This is a genomic window from Dehalococcoidia bacterium, from assembly GCA_035310145.1.
In the GTDB taxonomy this organism is placed as follows: Bacteria; Chloroflexota; Dehalococcoidia; order CAUJGQ01; family CAUJGQ01; genus CALFMN01.
This window is the reverse complement of the sequence record DATGEL010000083.1, coordinates 1-19,548: the sequence shown is the minus strand read 5'-3', so window position 1 is coordinate 19,548 and position 19,548 is coordinate 1. Positions and strand designations below refer to the sequence as shown.

General features: G+C 70.8%; 20 protein-coding genes and 1 pseudogene. 13 read left to right on the top strand and 8 right to left on the bottom strand.

Going from position 1 to position 19,548, the window contains the following annotated elements; translation table 11 throughout:
• Nucleotides 1-102: 102 nt before the first annotated feature.
• From VKV26_15725 to VKV26_15710, 4 genes are all read right to left on the bottom strand, one after another.
• Nucleotides 103-825 (bottom strand): Type 1 glutamine amidotransferase-like domain-containing protein, encoded by a 723-nt coding sequence (locus VKV26_15725; protein ID HLZ71349.1) that lies wholly within the window; start codon nucleotides 823-825, stop codon nucleotides 103-105.
• A gap of 174 nt (nucleotides 826-999) precedes the next feature.
• Entirely contained in the window at nucleotides 1,000-1,923 is a 924-nt protein-coding gene (locus tag VKV26_15720) for a hypothetical protein (protein HLZ71348.1), read from the bottom strand.
• Nucleotides 1,924-2,020: 97 nt separating this feature from the next.
• Nucleotides 2,021-3,025, bottom strand: a complete 1,005-nt coding sequence (locus VKV26_15715; GenBank protein HLZ71347.1) for an inorganic phosphate transporter — start codon at nucleotides 3,023-3,025, stop codon at nucleotides 2,021-2,023.
• Between the two features lie 62 nt (nucleotides 3,026-3,087).
• Nucleotides 3,088-3,714 (bottom strand): DUF47 family protein, encoded by a 627-nt coding sequence (locus VKV26_15710; protein ID HLZ71346.1) that lies wholly within the window; start codon nucleotides 3,712-3,714, stop codon nucleotides 3,088-3,090.
• Between the two features lie 199 nt (nucleotides 3,715-3,913).
• Here VKV26_15710 and VKV26_15705 point away from each other — a divergent pair, with 199 nt between their 5' ends.
• From VKV26_15705 to VKV26_15690, 4 genes and pseudogenes are all read left to right on the top strand, one after another.
• The gene (locus VKV26_15705) at nucleotides 3,914-4,876 is read left to right on the top strand and encodes a cyclase family protein (protein HLZ71345.1); all 963 of its coding nucleotides are present in this window, start codon (nucleotides 3,914-3,916) and stop codon (nucleotides 4,874-4,876) included.
• Between the two features lie 103 nt (nucleotides 4,877-4,979).
• Complete coding sequence (locus VKV26_15700; GenBank protein HLZ71344.1) at nucleotides 4,980-5,753, top strand: 3-hydroxyacyl-CoA dehydrogenase; 774 nt, start codon at nucleotides 4,980-4,982, stop codon at nucleotides 5,751-5,753.
• Nucleotides 5,754-5,846: 93 nt separating this feature from the next.
• Nucleotides 5,847-6,122: pseudogene (locus VKV26_15695) on the top strand (histidine phosphatase family protein).
• Nucleotides 6,095-6,508 (top strand): histidine phosphatase family protein, encoded by a 414-nt coding sequence (locus tag VKV26_15690; GenBank protein HLZ71343.1) that lies wholly within the window; start codon nucleotides 6,095-6,097, stop codon nucleotides 6,506-6,508. The pseudogene VKV26_15695 and the gene VKV26_15690 overlap by 28 nt, the downstream one beginning before the upstream one ends.
• A 99-nt stretch (nucleotides 6,509-6,607) precedes the next feature.
• On the opposite strand, the gene VKV26_15685 is transcribed toward VKV26_15690, so the two are convergent.
• Complete coding sequence (locus VKV26_15685) at nucleotides 6,608-8,371, bottom strand: proline--tRNA ligase (protein HLZ71342.1); 1,764 nt, start codon at nucleotides 8,369-8,371, stop codon at nucleotides 6,608-6,610.
• Nucleotides 8,372-8,524: 153 nt separating this feature from the next.
• Between VKV26_15685 and VKV26_15680 the strand changes: the two genes are divergently transcribed.
• The 3 genes from VKV26_15680 to VKV26_15670 are packed head-to-tail and all read left to right on the top strand — an operon-like array spanning nucleotide 8,525 to nucleotide 10,455.
• A complete protein-coding gene (locus VKV26_15680) occupies nucleotides 8,525-8,998 on the top strand; it encodes a DinB family protein (protein ID HLZ71341.1) in 474 nt (157 codons plus the stop codon).
• 45 nt (nucleotides 8,999-9,043) lie between these two features.
• A complete protein-coding gene (locus VKV26_15675) occupies nucleotides 9,044-9,589 on the top strand; it encodes a TIGR03618 family F420-dependent PPOX class oxidoreductase (GenBank protein HLZ71340.1) in 546 nt (181 codons plus the stop codon).
• A gap of 44 nt (nucleotides 9,590-9,633) precedes the next feature.
• The gene (locus tag VKV26_15670; GenBank protein HLZ71339.1) at nucleotides 9,634-10,455 is read left to right on the top strand and encodes an HAD family hydrolase; all 822 of its coding nucleotides are present in this window, start codon (nucleotides 9,634-9,636) and stop codon (nucleotides 10,453-10,455) included.
• 21 nt (nucleotides 10,456-10,476) lie between these two features.
• Here the strand turns inward: VKV26_15670 and VKV26_15665 are convergent, their stop codons facing one another.
• Both VKV26_15665 and VKV26_15660 read right to left on the bottom strand, forming a co-directional pair.
• Nucleotides 10,477-10,767 (bottom strand): DUF1330 domain-containing protein, encoded by a 291-nt coding sequence (locus tag VKV26_15665; GenBank protein HLZ71338.1) that lies wholly within the window; start codon nucleotides 10,765-10,767, stop codon nucleotides 10,477-10,479.
• A gap of 57 nt (nucleotides 10,768-10,824) precedes the next feature.
• On the bottom strand, nucleotides 10,825-11,076 hold the full coding sequence (locus VKV26_15660) for a hypothetical protein (protein HLZ71337.1): 252 nt from the start codon (nucleotides 11,074-11,076) through the stop codon (nucleotides 10,825-10,827).
• Nucleotides 11,077-11,303: 227 nt separating this feature from the next.
• Here VKV26_15660 and VKV26_15655 point away from each other — a divergent pair, with 227 nt between their 5' ends.
• On the top strand, nucleotides 11,304-13,361 hold the full coding sequence (locus VKV26_15655; protein HLZ71336.1) for an EAL domain-containing protein: 2,058 nt from the start codon (nucleotides 11,304-11,306) through the stop codon (nucleotides 13,359-13,361).
• 3 nt (nucleotides 13,362-13,364) lie between these two features.
• Here VKV26_15655 and VKV26_15650 read toward each other — a convergent pair whose 3' ends face one another.
• Entirely contained in the window at nucleotides 13,365-14,045 is a 681-nt protein-coding gene (locus VKV26_15650; protein ID HLZ71335.1) for a TetR/AcrR family transcriptional regulator, read from the bottom strand.
• Between the two features lie 197 nt (nucleotides 14,046-14,242).
• Between VKV26_15650 and VKV26_15645 the strand changes: the two genes are divergently transcribed.
• The 5 genes from VKV26_15645 (at nucleotide 14,243) to acpS (ending at nucleotide 19,287) form a co-directional block, all read left to right on the top strand.
• Nucleotides 14,243-15,871, top strand: a complete 1,629-nt coding sequence (locus VKV26_15645; protein ID HLZ71334.1) for an MFS transporter — start codon at nucleotides 14,243-14,245, stop codon at nucleotides 15,869-15,871.
• A gap of 321 nt (nucleotides 15,872-16,192) precedes the next feature.
• On the top strand, nucleotides 16,193-16,684 hold the full coding sequence (locus tag VKV26_15640) for a hypothetical protein (protein ID HLZ71333.1): 492 nt from the start codon (nucleotides 16,193-16,195) through the stop codon (nucleotides 16,682-16,684).
• A gap of 3 nt (nucleotides 16,685-16,687) precedes the next feature.
• Nucleotides 16,688-17,809, top strand: coding sequence for an HRDC domain-containing protein (locus VKV26_15635; protein HLZ71332.1), 1,122 nt, complete (start codon nucleotides 16,688-16,690; stop codon nucleotides 17,807-17,809).
• A 102-nt stretch (nucleotides 17,810-17,911) separates the two neighbouring features.
• Complete coding sequence (locus tag VKV26_15630; GenBank protein ID HLZ71331.1) at nucleotides 17,912-18,829, top strand: SurA N-terminal domain-containing protein; 918 nt, start codon at nucleotides 17,912-17,914, stop codon at nucleotides 18,827-18,829.
• Nucleotides 18,829-19,287 (top strand): holo-ACP synthase, encoded by a 459-nt coding sequence (gene acpS, locus VKV26_15625; GenBank protein HLZ71330.1) that lies wholly within the window; start codon nucleotides 18,829-18,831, stop codon nucleotides 19,285-19,287. The genes VKV26_15630 and acpS overlap by 1 nt, the downstream gene beginning before the upstream one ends.
• The last annotated feature ends 261 nt before the right edge of the window (nucleotides 19,288-19,548 follow it).

Sequence of the window (19,548 nt, the reverse complement as noted above, 5' to 3'; positions counted from 1 at the left end):
TGTCACCTGTCACCGATACCGTGCAGCGGCGGAATGCACCACGATTATCGTCGAGAATCCGCCCGCGGGGGGGCTGTGCGTCTGGCGGATTCGCGACGACGCTCAGCCCGCCGTCGCCGGTAAGGCCAGCGGCAGCCGTTCGCCCGCGCTGCAGGTCAGCTCGCCGTCATCGCCGACGATCAGCACCTTGCCGCGCCCGCTCACCGACCAGGCGCCGTCGATGCAGATCGCGGCGGTGACTTCATCGACACCCAGCAGCGTAATGCCCCGCGGCCGGCGCTCGCGCACGGCGGCCAGGGCGCCGGGGCGGAACTGTTCGATGCGATCGAAGTGCGGGATCACGCTGATGCCCGGCAGCACGCCCAGCGCTATGGGCGTCTCCGCCGAGCGGCCGACGATGTTCTGCAGCACCTCGCCCAGCATCATCGCGCCGGCGCTGCAACCGGCCAGCGCGGCGCCCTCGTGCCAGCGTGCCAGCACCGCCGCCCAGAAGGCGCTGCCGCCCATGCTCTTCACTAGGTGCTGCGGGTTACCGCCGGAGAAGTAGATCAAACGAGCTGCTTGTACCAGTGGCACGAAACGCTCGTCGGCCATCTCATAGTCGAGGATCAGCGCCGCCTGCGCCGGAATGCCGAGCCGGTCGCGGAAGTGCTTGATGCCGCGATCCGCCCACTCCTCCGGCATGCCCGGCTCCAGCGCCGAGGCAGTGGGTACGATCAGGGCATATCCCGCCGCGGGCAGGGCCGCGTCCAGCAGCAGCCGGTCGGTCGCTTCCATCTCCGGCAGAAATTCGCCGGAGCCTGCCAGGGCCAGCGGACCAGGCATGCTCCGCGCTCCCCGCTGCCGCGCGATCTGCGGCGCGGCACAGGGCTACAGTACATCATCCGGCGCCGATCGACACACGCGGAGACACGGCCAGACGGACGTTGCGCCTGCCGCCCGGCCGGGCGGCCGACGAACGAGTGGGGTGACTCGTTTCGCTCCTCTCATTCTTCCTGCCTACGCCCGCAGCCCCGCGCCCTCCGCTCTCCCTTCGAGCGTGGCGTAGGCGTCGCAGGCGAGCAGGTCGTAGCGATCGATCGACCAGGCGATGCCCTGTGCTGCTGAGGCCGGCTCCAGCGCCAGGTAGACCCGCCGCCGCACGGCGCGCGAGCGCCCGGCCGCCAGCCAGAGGAAGTAGGGCGGCTCGGTGCCGCGCGCTTCGCTCTGTAAGACCTCGACGCCCGCGACATCGGGCAGTTGTGCCACGCGCTCGGCCATGCGTACCGCGAGGTCGTGCAACTCCGGCTCATGGCCGGAGACGGCCTGCGCCAGCAGCACCGTGGCGAAGGCGACCGGCTCCTCATAGCTGGCCGGACCGTTCACGCTCCACAGATGGTAGAAACTCTGTTCGAGCCGGCAGGTGCTGGCCAGCGTGCCGCGCAGCGGCGCGATCGGCGCCGCGGTTTGCTCCGGCTCCTGCAGCAGCAGCAAGCGCTCGCCCCCCACTTCGCTGAGCGCCCAGTTCAACGTCGCCGTGTGCGCGGCGCGCTCGCGCACGTAGCGGCACAGCGTCTCCGCCAGCGCCGTGGGGGTACCGTCGGCCGGGCGGTGCAGGCTGACGTGCAGCAGGGCGATCGGCACGCCGCCCCAGACGCGGAAGGCCGCGTCCGAGGACCGCTGCGGCGCCTCTACCTCCGGGCCGCGCAAGGCCTCGGCGATGCCCGCCGCGGCGCGGAAGGCCGGCTCGCGCAGGGCCGGGCGCAGCCGCACCTGGTAGGCCAGCAGCACGACGCCCGCCGCGCAGATGGCGATCAGCAGAGCGTACAGCCCCGCGTGATAGGCCAGGTTGGTCAGCCAGAGGATGGGCAGGATGACGACGGCCGCGCAGACGAGCGCCAGCAAGCCTAGCAATGCCTCTCGCCCGAGCCGTGCCCAGGTCATCGGCCGCGCCTCCGTCTCAGCTGACGGGCTACAGGAGACAGGGAACAGTCCCCGCTGCTGCTCCCCTGCAACTTGTTACCTGTCATCTGTCACCTCATCAGCCCCCCGGCAGCAGCCGCAGCAGCAGCCAGGCCGCGGCCGCCACCACGGCCGCGGCGGGAATGGTCACGATCCAGGCCCAGACGATCGACTGCGCCAGCCGCCAGCGCACCGCCGAGGCCCGCCGCGCCGAGCCGACGCCCGCGATCGCGCCGGCGATCGTGTGCGTGGTGCTGACCGGCACGCCCAGGCGGGCGGCGTAGATGATGCTCGCGGCGGCCGAGGTCTCGGCGCTGAAGCCGCCGTACGGTTCGAGCGTGGTCAGGCGTGAGCCCATCGTACGCACGATGCGCCAGCCGCCCGCCAGCGTGCCGAGCGCGATCGCCAGGTGCGCGGAGAGGATCACCCAGATCGGCACATGGAAGGTGTGGCCCATGTGGCCGGTGGAGAAGAGCAGCACGGCGATGATGCCCATCGTCTTCTGCGCGTCGTTTGTGCCGTGCGCCAGCGAATAGGCGCCGGCGGAAAGCAGTTGCAGCCGGCGGAAGACCGGGTTGGCGAGCGAGGGCCGCGTGTTGCGAAAGACGAAGCGCAGCAGTGAGGCGATCAGCGTGGCCAGCACGAAGCCGAGGATGGGCGAGACGACGATGAAGATGCCCGTCTTCTTCAGTCCCTCCGCCACCACGGCGCTCCAGCCGGCCTTGACCACGCCCGCCCCCACCAGGCCGCCGATCAGCGCGTGCGAGGAGCTGCTGGGCAGCCCCCAGTACCAGGTGAGCATGTCCCAGACGATCGCGCCGATCAGCGCGGCGAGGATCAGCCGCTCGTCCACGATGCTGGTCTTGATCGTGCCCTTGCCCACGGTGTTGGCGACGTTGACGCCGAAGGTGAAGGCGGCGACGAAGTTGAAAAAGGCGGCCCAGATCACCGCCTGGTACGGCCGCAGCACGCGGGTGGCGACGACCGTGGCGATCGAGTTGGCCGCGTCGTGCATGCCGTTGATGAAGTCGAACGCCAGCGCGACGCCGATGATCAGGATCACGCCGAGCAGCGCCAGGTCCACCGGCCATTCCTCGTGCGGCGGTTTCGAACCGTCGGCCGCCGCAGAGCGGCGCCGGGCATGGCTCAGCCGTACTTCAGCACGACGCCTTCCATCACGTTCGCCACGTCCTCGGCGCTGTCCGTCGCGGCCTCAAGCTCGTCGTAGACCTCGCGCCACTTGATGATGTCGCGCACGTCGCGCTCGTTCAGGAAGAGATCGCGCATGGCGGCGCGGAAGAGCTGGTCGCCCTGGTTCTCCAGCCGGTTGATCTCGACGGTGATCGGCAGCACCGAGCGCAGGTCCGCCCGGCGGATGAAGCCCATCGCCTGCTGCAGGGCGGCGCTCACGCGCTGGATCACGTCGGCCATGTCGCGGGCGCTGGGCGTCGGCTCCGGGATCTCGTAGTCGCAGAGCGCCGTGACGGCGGCCTCGATATGATCCAGCACATCGTCCATACCCTGGGCGAGGTGGGCAATGTCCTCGCGGTCGATCGGTGTGACGAAGCTCTGCTGCAACTGGTTCATCATCTGGTGCGTGAGGAAGTCGCCCTGGTGCTCCAGCTCGCGCATGCGCTCGGCGCGCATCTGCAGGTGGGCGAAGTCGGCCATCGTCTCCACCAGCAGGGCGCTGGAGGCGACCAGGTTGTCCGCGGCCTGGCCCAGCAGGCTGTAGAACTTGTCTTCGCCGATCGGCAGCCCGAAGCGCGGCACACGGCCTCCCGCACGGGCGCACCACGGCCGCGCCGGCGCCGCCCGCCTGTGCTCTCCTAGCTTACAGGGGCGATCGGGCAGGCAACATAGCTTTACGGCAACTGCCGCGCCGCTCGCAGGGCGTGCGTGAACGGGCGTGCGCCGCTATTGTCGCTACTGTGAACAAGGCCGGCGCCGCCGGCCGCGAAGGAGCGCCGCCATGGCAGCAGCACTTCCCCCACCGGACGGCCTGCCGAGTTACGCGGAGCTTTCCGAGCGCACCGACGCCCCGCGCGGCACCAACTGGGGCCTCTTCGGCAAGGACGACCAGCTCGGCACGGTCAACTTCCTCACGCCGGAGCGCGTCAAGGCCGCGGCGGCCAGCATCCGCACGGGGGTGAGCTTCGGCCTCAACTGGCGCATCGACCTGCCCGACCCGCCGCTCTTCGGCCGCGGCGCCCACACGCACAGCGTGGTGGAGATGGCCGGCGGCGTGGCGATGGACGACTGGCTGGACAACTTCTACCCACAGCGTTCCAGCCAGTGGGACAGCCTGGCGCACGCCGGACACCCGCGCTACGGCTTCTACAACTTCGCCACGCGCGAACAGGTGCGCACCGGCCAGCGCAACGGCATCGAGCACTGGGCGCGGCGCGGCATCTGCGGCCGGGCCGTCTTGCTGGACGTGGCGCGCCACCAGCGGGCGAAGGGCCAGCCGATCGACGCCGCTACACCGTTCCGTATCCCGCCGGAGCTGGTGGAGGAAGTCGCGGAGGTGGAGAAGGTCGAGGTGCGGGCGGGCGACATCCTGCTGATCCGCAGCGGCTGGACCGAGCACTACCTGGCCGCCGACCGCGCTGCGCGCGAGCGGATGCAGAGCGAGATGGCCTTCCCCGGCCTCGACGCGAGCATGGCGATGGCCGCCTGGCTGTGGGACCACCGCATCGCCGCCGTGGCCGGCGACAGCCCGGCAGTGGAGTTCAACCCCACCGACCCGGCCACCGGCTGGCTGCACGTGCGCGCCCTCGCGTATTTGGGCATGCCCTTCGGCGAGATGTGGGATCTGGAAGCGTTGGCCGCGGCCTGTGCGCAGGATCGTGTCTACGACTGCTTCCTCGCCAGCGCGCCGCTGCACGTGCCCGGCGGCATCGGCTCGCCGCCCAACGCCGTGGCGATCAAGTGAGCGGCCGGCGCATACAAGGAAAGAGGGGACGTTCTTGCCCTGCTCCTCGTTCCTGGCTCCCTCGTTCCCCGGCCGCGCACGCGAAAGGACTGATAGAGGCAGTATGAACATCAGGGGCAAAGCGGCGCTGATCACCGGCGGCGCCTCGGGGCTCGGCCGCGCCACGGCGGAGCTGCTGGTCGAAAACGGCGCCGCGGTGGCGCTGGTGGACCTGTCGAGCCAGCCGGGCCAGCAGGTCGCCACGGAGCTGAGCGCCGGCCGCGGCAAGGCGATCTGGACGCCGGCCGACGTGACCAGCGGCGAGCAGATGACCGCTGCCGTGGCCGCGGTGTTCGAGCAGCTCGGCGGCCTGCACATCGTCGTCAACTGCGCCGGCGTGGGCACGGCCGGCCGCACGATCTCGCGCGACGGCCCGCTGCCGCTGGAGCAGTTTTCGCGCGTGATCACGATCAACCTGATTGGCACCTTCAACACGATCCGCGTGGCGGCGGCGCGCATGGCGGCGCAGGAGCCGGTCGACGGCGAGCGCGGCGTGATCGTCAACACGGCCAGTGTGGCGGCCTTCGACGGCCAGATCGGCCAGGCGGCGTATGCGGCCTCGAAGGGCGGCGTGGTGGGCATGACGCTGCCGATCGCCCGCGACCTGGCCAGCCAGCAGATCCGCGTGATGACGATCGCGCCGGGCATCTTCGACACGCCGATGCTCGCCGGCCTGCCGGCGGACGTGCGTGCGGCGCTGGCGAAGGACGTGCCCCATCCGCACCGCCTGGGCCTGCCCAGCGAGTACGCGGCGCTGGTGAAGGCGATTGTGGAGAACCCGATGCTCAACGGCGAGACGATCCGCCTCGACGCCGCCCTGCGCATGCCGCCGCGCTAGGGTTCAGGGTCTGGGGTACAGGGTGTGGGGTGGCCTGCCCCTCTCTACACCCTATACCCCAGACCCGATACCCGCGCGACCGAAGGGAGCGCCATGGACCTCTATCTCGTGCGGCACGGCGAGTCGGAGATTCCCGAGGACGCCGTGCAGACCGATTTTCCCCTCTCGGCGCTGGGCCGCGAGCAGGCGGCGCGGGTGGGCGAGCGCTTCGCCAGGCTCAAGATCAACCACCTGATCACCACGCCCTACAAGCGCACGCAGGAGACGGCGCAGGCGATCGCCGCGCCCGCCGGCGTGAAAGCGATCGAGGAGCCGGGGCTCGGCGCCGTCGATCCGGCGACCTGGGCCGCACGCCGTTCTCGCAGCGCAGGCAGCGCTGGCCCGAGTACTACAAGAATCCCAGCCCGCTGCTCGACTACGCGCCCTTCGGCGGCGAGGGCCCGAACGCCTTCTACGAGCGCGTGACCGAGGCCTTCGTCGAGCACGTCTGGGACCGGCACCGCGACGAGAAGACCAACGTCGTCGTCGTTTGCCACGGCGAAACGATCAACGCGATCCTGCTGCACCTGCTGGGCATCCCCTTCGCCGGCTGGATGTCGTTCTCGATCGATCACACCTCGGTCTCGTGGGTGGACGTGCGCATGGGCCGGCCGCGCATCCGCTTCGTCAACGACACCTCGCACCTGGGCGATCTGAGCCGTGGCCACCGCGGCATGCGCGGCGGCGAAGCGCCCCGCTACGACCAGCACGTCTGAGCGCGGGCGGTGGACGCGGCCCTCATCCTCTCGTCTCTCCTTCCCCCAATCCTGGGGGAAGGAGACGATCCTGCGCAGGGCGTTCCGACGGGTTTACGGTTAACCTGACGCCGGCCGCGTCGTGCTGCGCCCATCGCCCCTCGCCCAGGATTGGGAGAGGGGGACGGGGGTGAGGGCAAGCGCCTTCACCCGCGTCACCGCCGCGTCCAGCGGCGCCAGCTCCGTCTCACCGCCGGCGCGGCGGCGGATCTCAACCGCGCCGTTCGCCAGATTGCGCGGGCTGACGGTGAGCCGCAGCGGCATGCCCAGCAGGTCGGCGTCGTTGAACTTCACGCCGGCCGCCTCAACGCGGTCGTCAAGCAGAGCCTCGACGCCGGCCAGGCGCAGGTCGGCGTCGAGCCGTTCGGCCGCCTGCCGCACCTCCTGCCGGTCCACGTTCAGCGCCACGATGTGCGCCGCGTAGGGCGCGATGGCCGCCGGCCAGACGATGCCGCGCTCGTCGTGGTTCGCCTCGATCGCCGCCGCCAGCAGCCGCGTGATGCCGATGCCGTAGCAGCCCATGATGCAGGGCTGCTGCTCGCCGCGCTCGTCCAGAAAGCGCGCGTTCATGCGTTCGCTGTAGCGGGTGCCCAGCTTGAAGATGTGGCCCAGCTCCAGCCCGCGGCGCAGCGCGAAGCCGGCGCCGCAGACGGGGCAGGCGTCGCCCGCGCGGGCCAGCGCGATGTCTGCGACGATCTCCGCCTGCCAGTCGCGGCCGTAATTGACGTTTTGCAGGTGCAGGTCGGGCTTGTTGGCGCCGGTGACGAGGTTGGGCGAAGCGAGCAATGCCTCGTCGGCGACGATGCGCATGCCGGCCAGCCCCACCGGCCCGGCCGAGCCGGCCACCAGTTCGTACCGTCTCACCGCCGCCTCGTCCATCGGCGCCAGCTCGGCCGCGTGCAGCGCGTTGGCGAGCTTCACCGTGTTCACCTGCATGTCGCCGCGGATGGCGACGAACACGGGCGCGTCGTCGGCTTCCATGAACACCGCCTTCAGCGTGCGCGTGGCGGGAATGCCGAGAAACGCCATAAGGTCTTCGATCGTCTTCTGTCCGGGCGTGGCGATCTGCTCCAGCGGCCGCGGCGCCTCGGCGGCGAGCGGCGGCTTGCGGAATGCCGCCTTCTCCGCGTTGGCGGCGTAGTCGCCGTTGGGGCAGATCAGCGCCTCGTCCTCGCCGGCCTCGCAGAGATAGAGAAACTCCTGCGACTCCTTGCCGCCGATCGCGCCCGAGTCGGCCAGCACGGGCACGGCCGGCACGCCGCAGCGCGCGAAGATCGCCGTGTAGGCCGCCAGCATCGCCGCGTAGCTCGCGTCCAGTCCCTCCCAGTCCGGATCGAAGCTGTAGAGATCCTTCATCACGAACTCGCGCCCGCGCAGCAGGCCGCCGCGGGGGCGCGCCTCGTCGCGGAACTTCGTCTGGATCTGGTAGAGCCGCTGCGGCAGGTCGCGGTAGCTCTGCACGTGGCGCCGCACCAAATCGGTGATCACCTCTTCGTGCGTGGGGCCGAGCACCAGCGTGCGCTCGCGCCGGTCCTGCAGCGTCATCAGGATGCCGCCCATCTCGGCGAGCCGGCCGCTCTCCTCCCACAGCTCGGCCGGGCTGAGCACGGGCAGGTGCAGCTCCTGGCCGCCGGCGGCGTCCATCTCCTCGCGCACGATCTGCTCGATCCGGCGCAGGGCGCGGTAGCCGAGCGGCAGAAAGCTGTAGATGCCGGCCGCCGTCTGCTGCACCAGGCCGGCGCGCAGCAGCAACTGATGATTGGCGCTTTCGGCCTCGGCCGGCGGCCGGCGCAGCGTCTTGCCGAAGAGCCGTGACAGGCGCATGGAACACTCCAGCGTGAGACTGCCGAGAACAGGCGCGCAGCGCGTGCCGCAGCCCTTACCGTAGCGGACGCGGCGGCAACCGCCCAGCGCCGCGCACGCTATCATGGGGGCGGCCCGCGAGTGCGCCGCGCCAGGTCAGCCAGGAGATGACGCATGAACCCGGACGAGATCGCCGCGCTGCTCGCGGGGCTGCGTGAGACACCACAACGGCTGGCGGCGCTGGCAGGGGCGCAGCGGGAAGAGGCATGGCGGAGGCCGCGTCTCGCCGGCGGCTGGTCGGCGGCGGAGACGCTGGCGCACGTGCGCGCCGCCGACGCGATCATCGCGCCGCGGCTGATGTACATCGCCGTGCGCGAGGAGCCGTTTCTCGCCGCCTTCGACGACCGCGACTGGATGGAGGTTGCCGACTACGTGCGGCTGCCGGTGGCGGCGCTCGTGCGGGGCTTCGTCGCCCGGCGGGAGGAGCTGCTGCACGCGCTGGCATGGCTGCCGGAGCAGGCCTGGAGCCGAACCGGCATTCACGAGGCGCGCGGGCCGCAGACGCTGCACGAGATCGCCGCCGGCATCGTCGCGCACGAACATGAGCACCTCGATCAGATCGAGACGGCGCTGGCCGGCCCTGCCTGAGCACGGTTCAGGGGCGCGGCAGCCGCGCTGCGCAGGAGCAGATAGATGGCGCGCATGAAGCCCGACGTGCTCGCGGCGTTCCTCCAGCGGCCGATCATCGCCGTGCTTTGCACGCTGCGGCGTGACGGCCGGCCCTACCAGTTTCCCGTCTGGTTCCTCTGGCGGGATGAAGCCTTCTGGCTCAGCGGCACCTATCCGCGCGTCTGGTGCAAGCACATCTTCACGGATCCGCGCGTCTCGCTCTGCATCGAGGAGCGCGAGCCGGAGACGCGCTACGTCGCCGTCGACTGCAGCGCCGCGCCGGTCGAGGCGAAGGACACGGATATCTGGCCGATCTCGCGCCTGCTGGCCGAAAAATACGTCGGCGCCGCCGGCGGCAGTGTGGAAGCGTTCCTGGCGAACATGCGCCGCGAGCCGCGCCTGCTCTTTCGCCTCACCCCCGAGACCTGGCGGGCGATCGACCTCACGGTCTACACCGGCTCGCGCGGCGACCTCGCGTTTATGAGGGAGCACGATTCAAGGAAGGCGACAGTCAAATCAACGCGGCGAAGCCGCAATCGTGCTGGGGGTATGAGGGGGCTTGCCCCCTGAGACCTGCGGAGCAGTCGAATGGACGTCGAATGGACAAGGAATAGGTGAACGAGAGCGGCCCGATCAGGGCGGTGTTGTTCGACTTCGGCGGCACGCTCTGCACCTTCGGCACGCTGGAGGCGGCGGCGCGGGCCACTTGCGCCGAGGTCGCCGGCTGGTTCGGCGTCGCGGCCGAGGCGATGTTCGAGGCCGTGCGCGCCGGCATCGGAGGGGCCCTCCGCGAGTACGCGCCGCGGCCCTTCTATCTGCACCGCGAGCTGTTTGCCCAGGGCTACCGCGCCGGCTTCTCGGCGCTGGGTCTCGCTTTCGACGAGGAACAGGTGACGCGGGCCGTGGCCGCGTTCGATGCGCGGCAGGCGGCCGGCTTCGCCCTGCGCGAAGGGGCGATCGAGACGCTGGCGCAGCTGCGCCGGCGTGGATTGCGCCTGGGCATCGTCAGCAACCAGGACGAGGCGCAGCTCGCCGCGTGGGTGATGCTCGGCGGGCTGGAGGCGCACGTGGACTTCGTGCTGAGCAGCGAGGCGGCGCGCTCCTGCAAGCCGGATGCGGGCATCTTCCGCGCGGCGCTGCGCCTCGCCGGCTGCGCGCCGGCCGAGGCGCTGTTTGTGGGCGACACGCCCGACCTCGACATCGCCGGCGCCCACGCCGCCGGGCTGCGTGCCGTGCTGCTGCGCCCCGCCGAAGCGCTGAACCTGCCCTACCCGCGCGGCCCCGCCCAGCCGGAGCAGATCATCGCCACGCTGCCGGAGGTGATCGCCCTCATATCCTCCGACGCCCGCGGGGACGCTCCAACCCGGGATCGCCCCGCTCGCTCGCGCGGCGCGCGGCCTGCTGGGCCGGGGACCAGGGCAGCGTCTCGGGAGTAAGCATGAAGACTCCCGTTCCGCTCAGCTCACGCCCTCGACGATCACGAACTTCGTCTCCGCGCAGCGCTGGCGGATCGCTTTGAGATCGCGGTACTCCGCGGAGTTGTACCAGGCGAGCGCCTGTTCCATGCTCGGGAACTCGACGATCACCAGCCGCTTCGGCTGCCAGCCGCCTTCGTGCGACTCGACACGACCGCCACGCGCCAGGTAGCGGCCGCCGTACTGGGCGATCGTCGCCGGGACAGCCGTACTATACGGAGCAAACCCTTCGACATCGGTCACGTCGACTTCGGCAACACAGTACACCGACACGGCATGGCTCCTTGTCCATCGCAGGGCCGACCTCCCGTGGCGCGGCGCGCCGGCGGCCTACAGCATGCGCCGCAGGCGTGGAAAGAGCAGGGCGGCCGCCACGCCCAGCAGCCCGGCCACGATCAGCGCCCAGGCGATGCTGGTATTGGCGTGCCAGAAGAGCAGATCGATGCGCACCGTGCGCCGGTTCTGCAACACGAACACGACGAGGGCGACGACGGCGATCCCCGCGAGCGCGAGCCGGCCGCTGAGCAAGTGCGAGAGCCGCGATTCGTGCCGTTCTTGCCGCAGCCCTTCATTCATGGCCATGGCGTCCTGCGCCCCTTCCTGCGTCCGCTCCAGGTATGCGCGTTCTCCGGCCGTACGCCGGCGGTCGCGCCTCCATTGTGCCGCACGCGGCCGCGCCGTGCAGCCATCGGCCGCCGCCGTTCCCGGATCGTAACCGATGGCGCCACGCCCGGCTTGCGCTTTCCTGTACGATAGCGATGAAAGCGCCGGTCGCGCCGTCCTACCGGCGCGCTGCGGAGGCGTCCACCGTGCAGCCCGGAGACGCTGATTTTGGGCTTCTCAGCTCGCGCATCTGCGAGGGCGTGATCGTCGCCGACGCGGATTCGGGCCGCATTCTGCTCTGGAACCCGGCGGCGGAGGCGATCTTCGGCCGCAGTGCAAGCGAGGCGCTCGGTCTCCGGCTGGATGAGCTCTTGCCGTTGCGGCTCAATGCGGGGCAGCCGGCGGGCACGCCGATCGACACAGGCCCGCCGACCGCACTCACCGTGCGGTCCAAAGACGGCGCGGCGATCGCCATCGAGATCACGCTGGCGGCGGGGGAGGCGCCGGCCCGCCATGTGATCGCGATCGTACACGAGCTGGGCGAGCGCGGGCGCACCGGCGCGGAACAGCCCGCCCGCCCCGCCGAACAGCCACACCGCGTTCAACAGGCGGAGCCGCGCGTCGCCACCGTGCTCGAGCGCATGAGCGACGCCTTCTTTGCGCTCGATCGCGAGTGGCGCTTCACTTACGTCAACGGGCGGGCCGAGCGGCTGCTGGGCCGCGCCCGCGCCGACCTCGCCGGGCGCTCGATCTGGGAGGAGTTCACGGCGTTTCGGGCCACCGCGCTCTTTCAGGAGCTGCAGCGGGCCGCGGCCGAGGGGATCTCCGTCCACTTCGAAGAGAGCCTGCCTGCCACCGGCGCCTGGTTTGCGATCCACGCCCATGCCGCGGACGACGGCATCTCGGTCTACCTGCAGGACGTCAGCGAGCGCCATCGCGCCGACGAGGACCTGGAACGGCTGTCCTTGCACGACACGCTGACGGACCTGCCCAACCGCACGCTGCTGCAGGACCGGCTGGAGCAGGCGATCCACGTGGCCCAGCGCCAGGGCGATTCGCTGGCCTTGCTCTTCCTCGACCTCGATCGCTTCAAGGAGATCAACGACACCTTCGGCCACCACGCCGGCGATCTGATCCTGCGGGAGGTCGGCCGGCGGCTGCCGCAGGTGCTGCGCGAATCGGACACGGTGGCGCGGCTCGGCGGCGACGAGTTCGCCGTGGTGCTGCCCGAAGCCAGCGCCGCCACGGCGCACATCGCCGCCGAGAAGCTGCTGATGGCGCTGGCGCGGCCCTGCGTGATCGAGGGCTACCGGCTCGATGTCGGCGGCAGCATCGGCATCGCGCTCTACCCGGAGCACGCGGGCGACGCGGTGAACCTGATGCGCTACGCCGACATCGCCATGTACGCGGCCAAGCGCAGCGGCGCCGGCATGGCCCTCTACAGCCCGGATGTAGACTGGCATAGTCCCGGCCGCCTCGCCCTGCTCAGCGAGCTGCGCCACGCCATCGTCGCCAACGAGCTGCTGCTGCACTACCAGCCCGTGGTGCGCTTCGCCACCGGCCATACGACCCGGGTGGAGGCGCTGGTGCGCTGGCAGCACCCGCGTTACAACCTGCTCACCCCCGACCAGTTCGTGCCGCTGGCCGAGCGCACCGGGCTGATCAATGACCTCACGCGCTGGGTGCTGACGGCCGGCATCGGGCAGTGCGCCGCCTGGCGACGGCAGGGGCTGAACACCGGCCTGGCCGTCAATCTCTCGGCGCGCAACCTGCACGACCCGGACCTGCCGCAACTGATCGACGCCCTGCTGCGCGAGCACGGCCTGCCAGCCGCCAGCCTGAAGCTGGAGCTGACGGAAAGCAGCATCATGGCCGATCCCGACGCGGCGCTGATCGTGCTGCAGCACCTGCGCGGCACGGGCGTGCGCATCGCGATCGACGACTTCGGCACCGGCTACTCTTCGCTCGCCTACCTGCACCGGCTGCCGGTCGATGAGATCAAGATCGACAAGTCGTTCGTGCTGGATATGGCGACGAACGAGAACGACGCGGTGATCGTGCGCTCGGCGATCGAGCTGGCGCACGCGCTGGGTCTGCAGGTGGTGGCCGAAGGCGTGGAAGACGCCGAGACCTGGGCGCGGTTGGCCAGGCTCGGCTGCGACGCGGGCCAGGCCTACTATGTGGCGCCGCCGATGCCGGCGGAGGAGATGAGCCGCTGGCTGGGGCAGCCCGGCCGCCTCGCTCCTGCTGCCGCCGAGGCGTAGAGCCTACCGCCCGAAGGCGCCGAGCATGGCGCCGACCACCACGTCGCGCAGCAGCTCGCGCTGCCCGGGCGCCTGTAATCGCGACTGCCCGCCGCAGACGCCGCAGGTGGTGATCAGCCCGAACTGCCCGAGCGAGAGCGAGATCAGCGTGGTGCAGAACAGATCGGCCGCCGTCTCGGGCTTCAGCAGGCCGCTGGCGATGCCGGAGGCGACCGCGGCCTCGGACTGGCGCTCCAGCTCGGCCAGGCCGGAGCCGTGTTCACCGTCGTGCGGGTCCGTGCCCTCGGCCAGCGCCCAGAGCCCCAGGCGCGCGTAGGTCGGATCGTTCCAGACGAAGTCCAGGTAGCGGCCGATGTGATGGGTGAACGCCGCGCGCGGGTCGGCGCCCGCGCCGCCGTCGAGCAGCGGCCCGTCCAGGTGCCGGGCCAGGCGGCCGAGGGTGCGGTCGAAGGCGGCGCGGTGCAGGCCCGCCTTGTCGCCGAAGTAGCGGTAGATTAGCTGCACATTGACGCCGGCGGCGCGGGCGATCTCGTCCACGCGGCTGCCGGCCAGGCCGTGCGCCGCGAACTGCGCCTCCGCCGCCGCCAGCAGGCGCTCGCGCGTGGCGGCGGCGTCGCGCTGGCGCACGTGCGCCAGGCCCAGCACGGGTGCTCCAACGGCAGAGACTCCGCTCGCGCTGCTCATGTTCAACCTGCCTCCGGCCCCAGTATAGTCAAGCAATTGTTTACATGCCATAGCAGACTCTTGTACGGGGCGGCGCCGGCCCCATAGCCCTCGGCACTACGCACCACAGCCCGTTAAACAAGTATCTGTTTACTTGTAAATTGACAGGAGCAGCCGCGACTCCCCGCCCGCGGCACGCGTAAACAGGAGGTTCGATTATGGCGGTAGCGAGCACCGCGCTCGTCACCGGCCGGCCCGCGCCGGCCGCAATGCCAGATCCGCGTCGCTGGTGGGCGCTCGCCGCCCTCAGCCTGGCGCTGTTCATGGCGTTGCTGGACAACACCGTCGTCAACGTCGCCCTGCCGCACATCCAGACCAGCCTGCACACCAGCATCAGCGGTCTGCAGTGGGTTGTCTCCGGCTACTCGCTGGTCTTCGGCGCGTTGTTGATCACGGGCGGCAAGTTCGGGGATCTCCTCGGCCGCAGGCGCGTCTTCGTCGCCGGCCTGGTGGTCTTCACCAGCGCCTCGGCCCTCTGCGGCCTGGCGCCCAACCTGAACGCGCTGCACGCCTTCCGCGCCATCCAGGGTATCGGCGGCGCCGCGATCTTCCCGCTCACCCTCGCTATCATCAACGAAACGTTCGAGGGCCGCGAGCGGGCGCTGGCGATCTCGATCTGGGGCGCGATCTCCGGCGTGGCGATCGCCCTCGGCCCGGTGGTCGGCGGCGTGCTGGTCGACCACGTCTCCTGGCGCGCCGTCTTCTTCGTCAACGTGCCGATCGGCATCTTCGTGGCCGGCCTGGCGCTGTACGCGGTGCACGAGTCGCGCGACACCAGCAGCAAAGGCCGCATCGACTGGGCCGGCACACTGCTCAGCAGCGCCGCGCTGTTCGCGATCATCTACGCCCTGATCCAGACGGGCAACACGGGCTGGGACTGGGGCACGCGCAACAACGTGTTGACGCTGGGTGCGGGCGCGGCGCTGGTGCTCGCCTTCATCGTGACCGAGCTCTCGATCATGAACCGCGGCGGTGAGCCGATGGTGGACCTGCGCTTCTTCCGCAACCTCAGCTTCAGCGGCGCGAACGCCGTCTCCTTCCTGGTCAGCCTCGGCATGTTCGGTTCGTTCTTTTACGCTTCGATCTATCTGCAAGACGTGCTCGGCTACAGCGCCATGGGCGCCGGCCTGCGCATCCTGCCGATCGCGGCGGGCATCATGGTCGGGGCGCCGCTCTCCGGGCAGCTCGCGGAGAAGATCGGGCCGCGCTGGCCGATGGGCGTGGGCATGGCCGTGGCGGGCGTCGGCGTGCTGCTCTGGGCCGGACTGATGGGGCCACGCGCCGGCTACAACAACTTTGTCGTCGCCTTCCCGATTTTCGGCTTCGGTATGGGGCTCGTCTTCCCGGCGATCGGCACGGCGGTGCTGAATGCGGTGCCGCGTGAGAAGAGCGGCGTGGCCACCGGCATCAACGACATGAGCCGCGAGGTCGGCGGCACCTTCGGCATCGCCGTCATGGCCGCCATCTTCAACCCCGCCTACCACAGCGGCCTCGTGACGGAGACGGCGAAGGCCGGACTGCCGGCAAGCGTGGCGACGGCGTTGAACAGCGGCGCCCAGGCCGCGAGCAGCAGCGCCGGGCAACTGCCCGCGGAGCTGGCAGTGAGGGTGCACGGCGCCTTGCAGGCCGCCTTCTCCGGCGCCATGGTGGACGTGCTGCGCGTGGGCGCCGTGCTGCTGCTGCTCGGCTCGGCCACGGCCTTCGCGTTGATGGGCCGCGCCCGCGGCGCCCAGCCGGCCGAAGCGGGCGATCCGGCGGAGGATCTGGAGTACGCCGCGGCGGACTGATCCGTGACGCGACGGTTGCTCGGCGTCAAGGCTCCGCCGCGGCAGGAATCGCCGCGGCGGGGTCCTGGCGCGCCTCGCACCGCTGCGTCGGGCCGTGCCTGCAGGGGAAGTCCCCCACGGTTGCGGGGCGCCCTGGCCTGACGCGGGGTGGGCCGAGCACGAGCCGCGTCATGGGGACGAGCCATGCTCAGGACACTCATGATACGTGACATGAAGAGAAGGGACGGGCTTCGCCTGCAAAACCAGGAACAGGCGCGTTGCCGCGCACGATCGGTCCGGCTACGATGGGGGCGGCCGCGAGGCGCGCGGCGGGAGGACGGCATGGCCAGGGGCGGCGAAGCAGCCGGGCGCACGGCGGCGGCCGAGCCGACCGTGATCCCCTCCTGCACCGAGCGCGACTTCTTCGAGACGATTCACCGCTACGGCCGCCACGGCGCCTGGTCCTGCGTCTACTGCGGCGAGCCGATCGAGTACGCGGCGGACGGTAGTGTCTACGTCGGCGCGGCGCGGCTGGAATGCCGCATCGAAGACCTCGGCGGTTACTATCAGCTCACGCCGAAGGCCGGGGCGCCCGGCGCCGTCAACCGCTGCTGCAGCGACCGCATCGCCGCGGCCGACGACGTGATTCCGCTCGGCCGCACCATTCCCTGCCCGATCTGCGGCGATGTGTACGCCAGCGCCATGGTCGCGCGCTGGCAGGGCAGCTCGCACGTCAAGGGGTACACGCGGGAGGGCCGCGCCTTCGCCGTGGACCACGAGCTGGCCGTGCCCACGCTTGTGCCCGTGGAGCGGCTCAGCGGCCGGCGCGGCTAGGCGGTGGCGCCGAGCATCGTCCGCAGCGCCGGTGCCCTGGCCGAGGCCGCGGCCAGCCTGGGCCGCCTGCCCAGCATCGCCGTCGATACCGAAGCCGACAGCCTGCATTCCTACTGGCACCAGACCTGCCTGCTGCAGATCTCGTCCGCCGAGCAGGACTACCTGATCGACCCGCTGGCGGTGGACCCGGCGCCGCTGGCGGCGCTGTTCGCCGCTGCCGGCGTCGAGAAGATCATGCACGCGGGCGAGAACGACGTGCGCGTGCTCAAACGCGACTTCGCCTTCAGCTTCGCCAACCTGTTCGACACGATGGTGGCGGCGCGCATCCTCGGCTATCCGCGCTGGGGGTTGGCCGATCTGTTGCGCGACGCCTTCGGCGTGACGCTGGACAAGAAGTACCAGCGTTACGACTGGGCGCAGCGCCCGCTGCCGCCGGAGGCGCTGCACTACGCCGCGATGGACACGCACTATCTGCCCGCCCTGCGCGAGAAGCTTGGCCGCGAGCTGCACGCCGGCGGCCACGAAGAAGAGGCCGCGGAAGAGTTCGCCCGCATCGCCGCCACGCCGCCCTCGGAACGCGGCTTCGACCCGGACGATTTCTGGCGCGTGAAGGGCGCCTACGATCTTGAGCCGGCGCAGCGGCCGATCCTGCGTGAGCTGTACCAGTTCCGCGACGAGCAGGCGCGGCGCCTGAACCGCCCGCCCTTCCGCGTGATGCCCGACCACACCCTGATCGCCGTCGCGCAGGCGGGGCCGGGCACGCAGCAGGCGCTGGCGGCGCTGCCCGGCGTCTCGCCCTTCATTGCACAGCGCTACGGCCGGGCGCTGCTGGCCGCGGTGCAGCGCGCGGCGGGCCAGCCGCCCATTCGCGCCCCGCGTGGCGGCCGGCCGGACGAGGCCGCGCTCGCCCGCTACGACGCCTTGCGCGCCTGGCGCAACGCCCGCGCCGCGCAACGCAAGGTCGAGGGCGACGTGATCGTCGGCAATAGCGTGTTGAAGGCGCTGGCCGCGGCGCCGCCCGCCGATGCCGCGGCGCTTTCGGCCGGCGGCCTGCTCGGTCCCTGGAAGCTGCGTACGTACGGCGAGGAGATCCTGGCAGCCCTGCGCGCGGCGCCGCGCCGCTGAGGCAGGTAACGGCGCGGCGCTCTGCTAAGCTACCAGCGGAGCAGGCTCACTGCCGCGTGCCGTTGGGGCACGGGCGGCATTGGTCAGGGATTGGGGGAAGGTGTGGCGGAACAGGACGCTGAGCAGACGCAGGCCGCGGGCAGCGTGAGCACGGCCGAGGAGATGGCCGCGGCCGTCCGGCAAGGTGGGAACGCCGCCGAGCACGCGGCGACCGCGACGGAGACCATGGCGAGCGCCGCCGCCGAGCCGGACGTGGTGGACGCCGTGGTGGACGAGCCCACCGAGCTGACGGACGAACCGGCGGACGCCGAGGGAGAAGACGAGGCGCTTGCGGCCGAATATGCGCCGGACGACGAGGACGCGGCTGGCGGTGAAGACGAAGAGCAGGTGGAAGAGCGCATCGTCGTCGTGCGGCGTGGCCTGTTCTACGCGCTGGCCGGCCTGGCGGCCGTGGCGATCATCGCCCTGGCGGCGGGCAACATCTACCAGTGGCGATCGCACAGCGGCAGCCCGACCGTGGCCACGGTGGACGGCAGCAAGATCACCCGCGCCGACTACGACAAGGCGGTGGCCCAGGGCGACGGCGGCGACATCCTCGACAACCTGATCAACACGCGGCTGGTGGAGAACGACGCGGCGAAGAAGCACGTCGGCGCCACGCCCGATGAGATCGACGCCAAGGTCAAGGAGACGAAGGCCCAGCTCGGCTCCGACGACGCCTGGCAGCAGGCGCTGGCCGCGCAGCACCTGACGGAGCTCGAGGCGCGCGACCTGCTGCGCATCGATATCTTGCTGGACAAGCTCACGGCCGACAAGGCGCAGGTGACGGATGCCGACGTCCAGCAGTTCTTCGACCAGAACAAGGACACGCAGTTCAAAGGCCAGACGATCGACCAGGTCAAAGACCAGATCAAGCAGCAGCTCACCTCGCAGAAGCAAGGCCAGGCGCGCTCCGACTATCTCGACAGCCTCAAGAACGGCGCCAAGATCGTGAAGAAGCTGCCGGGGGCCCGATCCTGATGGCGATGACCGTCGGCGTGGATGTGATCGAGATCGAGCGCGTGCGGGCGGTGCTGGCACGGCACCCGCAGCGATTTCTTGAGCGCGTCTACACGTCCGGCGAGGTCAAGCATTGCCGCGGCCGCGTCGCCGAGCTGGCAGCGCGCTTCGCCGGCAAAGAGGCGGTGATGAAGGCGCTGGGCACGGGCGTGCGCGGCATCGGCTGGCGCGAGATCGAGATCCTGCCCAACCGCCGCGGCAACCCGCTGGTGCTGCTGCACGGCAACGCCCGCCAGCGCGCCGAGCAGCTCGGCCTCAGCACGATCGACATCAGCCTCTCGCACTCGCACGACTACGCCGTCGCCAGCGTCGCCGGCCTGATCGCCGGCCTGCCCGCGTGGGAAGCGACACCGCGTCCCGGCCTGCTCGAAGCAAGCGCCGCCCGCGATGGCGTCGCCGCCCGCGGCCGCGGCGGCTGAGCGTCGATTCGACATGAGCGCGATCTGCCCCGGATACTGAATCCGCGGGTGAAGGCCATCTCTGCGTCCGACGGTCGGAACGCTCCAAACTGGCGCGCAAGCCCGGCAATGGAATCAACGCGCCAGCCACCCCAGCGGGGGTGACAGGGGGCGTGTCCCCTACGCCCAGCGGAGCTGGCCGGCGAAGGGCGGAAGCCCGACGGTGCAAGCACCGCGGCCACCGGCCGCGCCAGATTTGGGGGTGACAGGGGGTTCGCCCCG

Excerpts from the sequence above, each read along its gene's own strand:
- VKV26_15725 (HLZ71349.1), bottom strand. The coding sequence starts at position 825 with ATGCCTGGTCCGCTGGCCCTGGCAGGCTCCGGCGAATTTCTGCCGGAG.
- VKV26_15720 (HLZ71348.1), bottom strand. The coding sequence starts at position 1,923 with ATGACCTGGGCACGGCTCGGGCGAGAGGCATTGCTAGGCTTGCTGGCG.
- VKV26_15705 (HLZ71345.1), top strand. The coding sequence starts at position 3,914 with ATGGCAGCAGCACTTCCCCCACCGGACGGCCTGCCGAGTTACGCGGAG.
- VKV26_15700 (HLZ71344.1), top strand. The coding sequence starts at position 4,980 with ATGAACATCAGGGGCAAAGCGGCGCTGATCACCGGCGGCGCCTCGGGG.
- VKV26_15685 (HLZ71342.1), bottom strand. The coding sequence starts at position 8,371 with ATGCGCCTGTCACGGCTCTTCGGCAAGACGCTGCGCCGGCCGCCGGCC.
- VKV26_15680 (HLZ71341.1), top strand. The coding sequence starts at position 8,525 with ATGAACCCGGACGAGATCGCCGCGCTGCTCGCGGGGCTGCGTGAGACA.
- VKV26_15675 (HLZ71340.1), top strand. The coding sequence starts at position 9,044 with ATGGCGCGCATGAAGCCCGACGTGCTCGCGGCGTTCCTCCAGCGGCCG.
- VKV26_15660 (HLZ71337.1), bottom strand. The coding sequence starts at position 11,076 with ATGGCCATGAATGAAGGGCTGCGGCAAGAACGGCACGAATCGCGGCTC.
- VKV26_15650 (HLZ71335.1), bottom strand. The coding sequence starts at position 14,045 with ATGAGCAGCGCGAGCGGAGTCTCTGCCGTTGGAGCACCCGTGCTGGGC.
- VKV26_15645 (HLZ71334.1), top strand. The coding sequence starts at position 14,243 with ATGGCGGTAGCGAGCACCGCGCTCGTCACCGGCCGGCCCGCGCCGGCC.
- VKV26_15640 (HLZ71333.1), top strand. The coding sequence starts at position 16,193 with ATGGCCAGGGGCGGCGAAGCAGCCGGGCGCACGGCGGCGGCCGAGCCG.
- acpS (HLZ71330.1), top strand. The coding sequence starts at position 18,829 with ATGGCGATGACCGTCGGCGTGGATGTGATCGAGATCGAGCGCGTGCGG.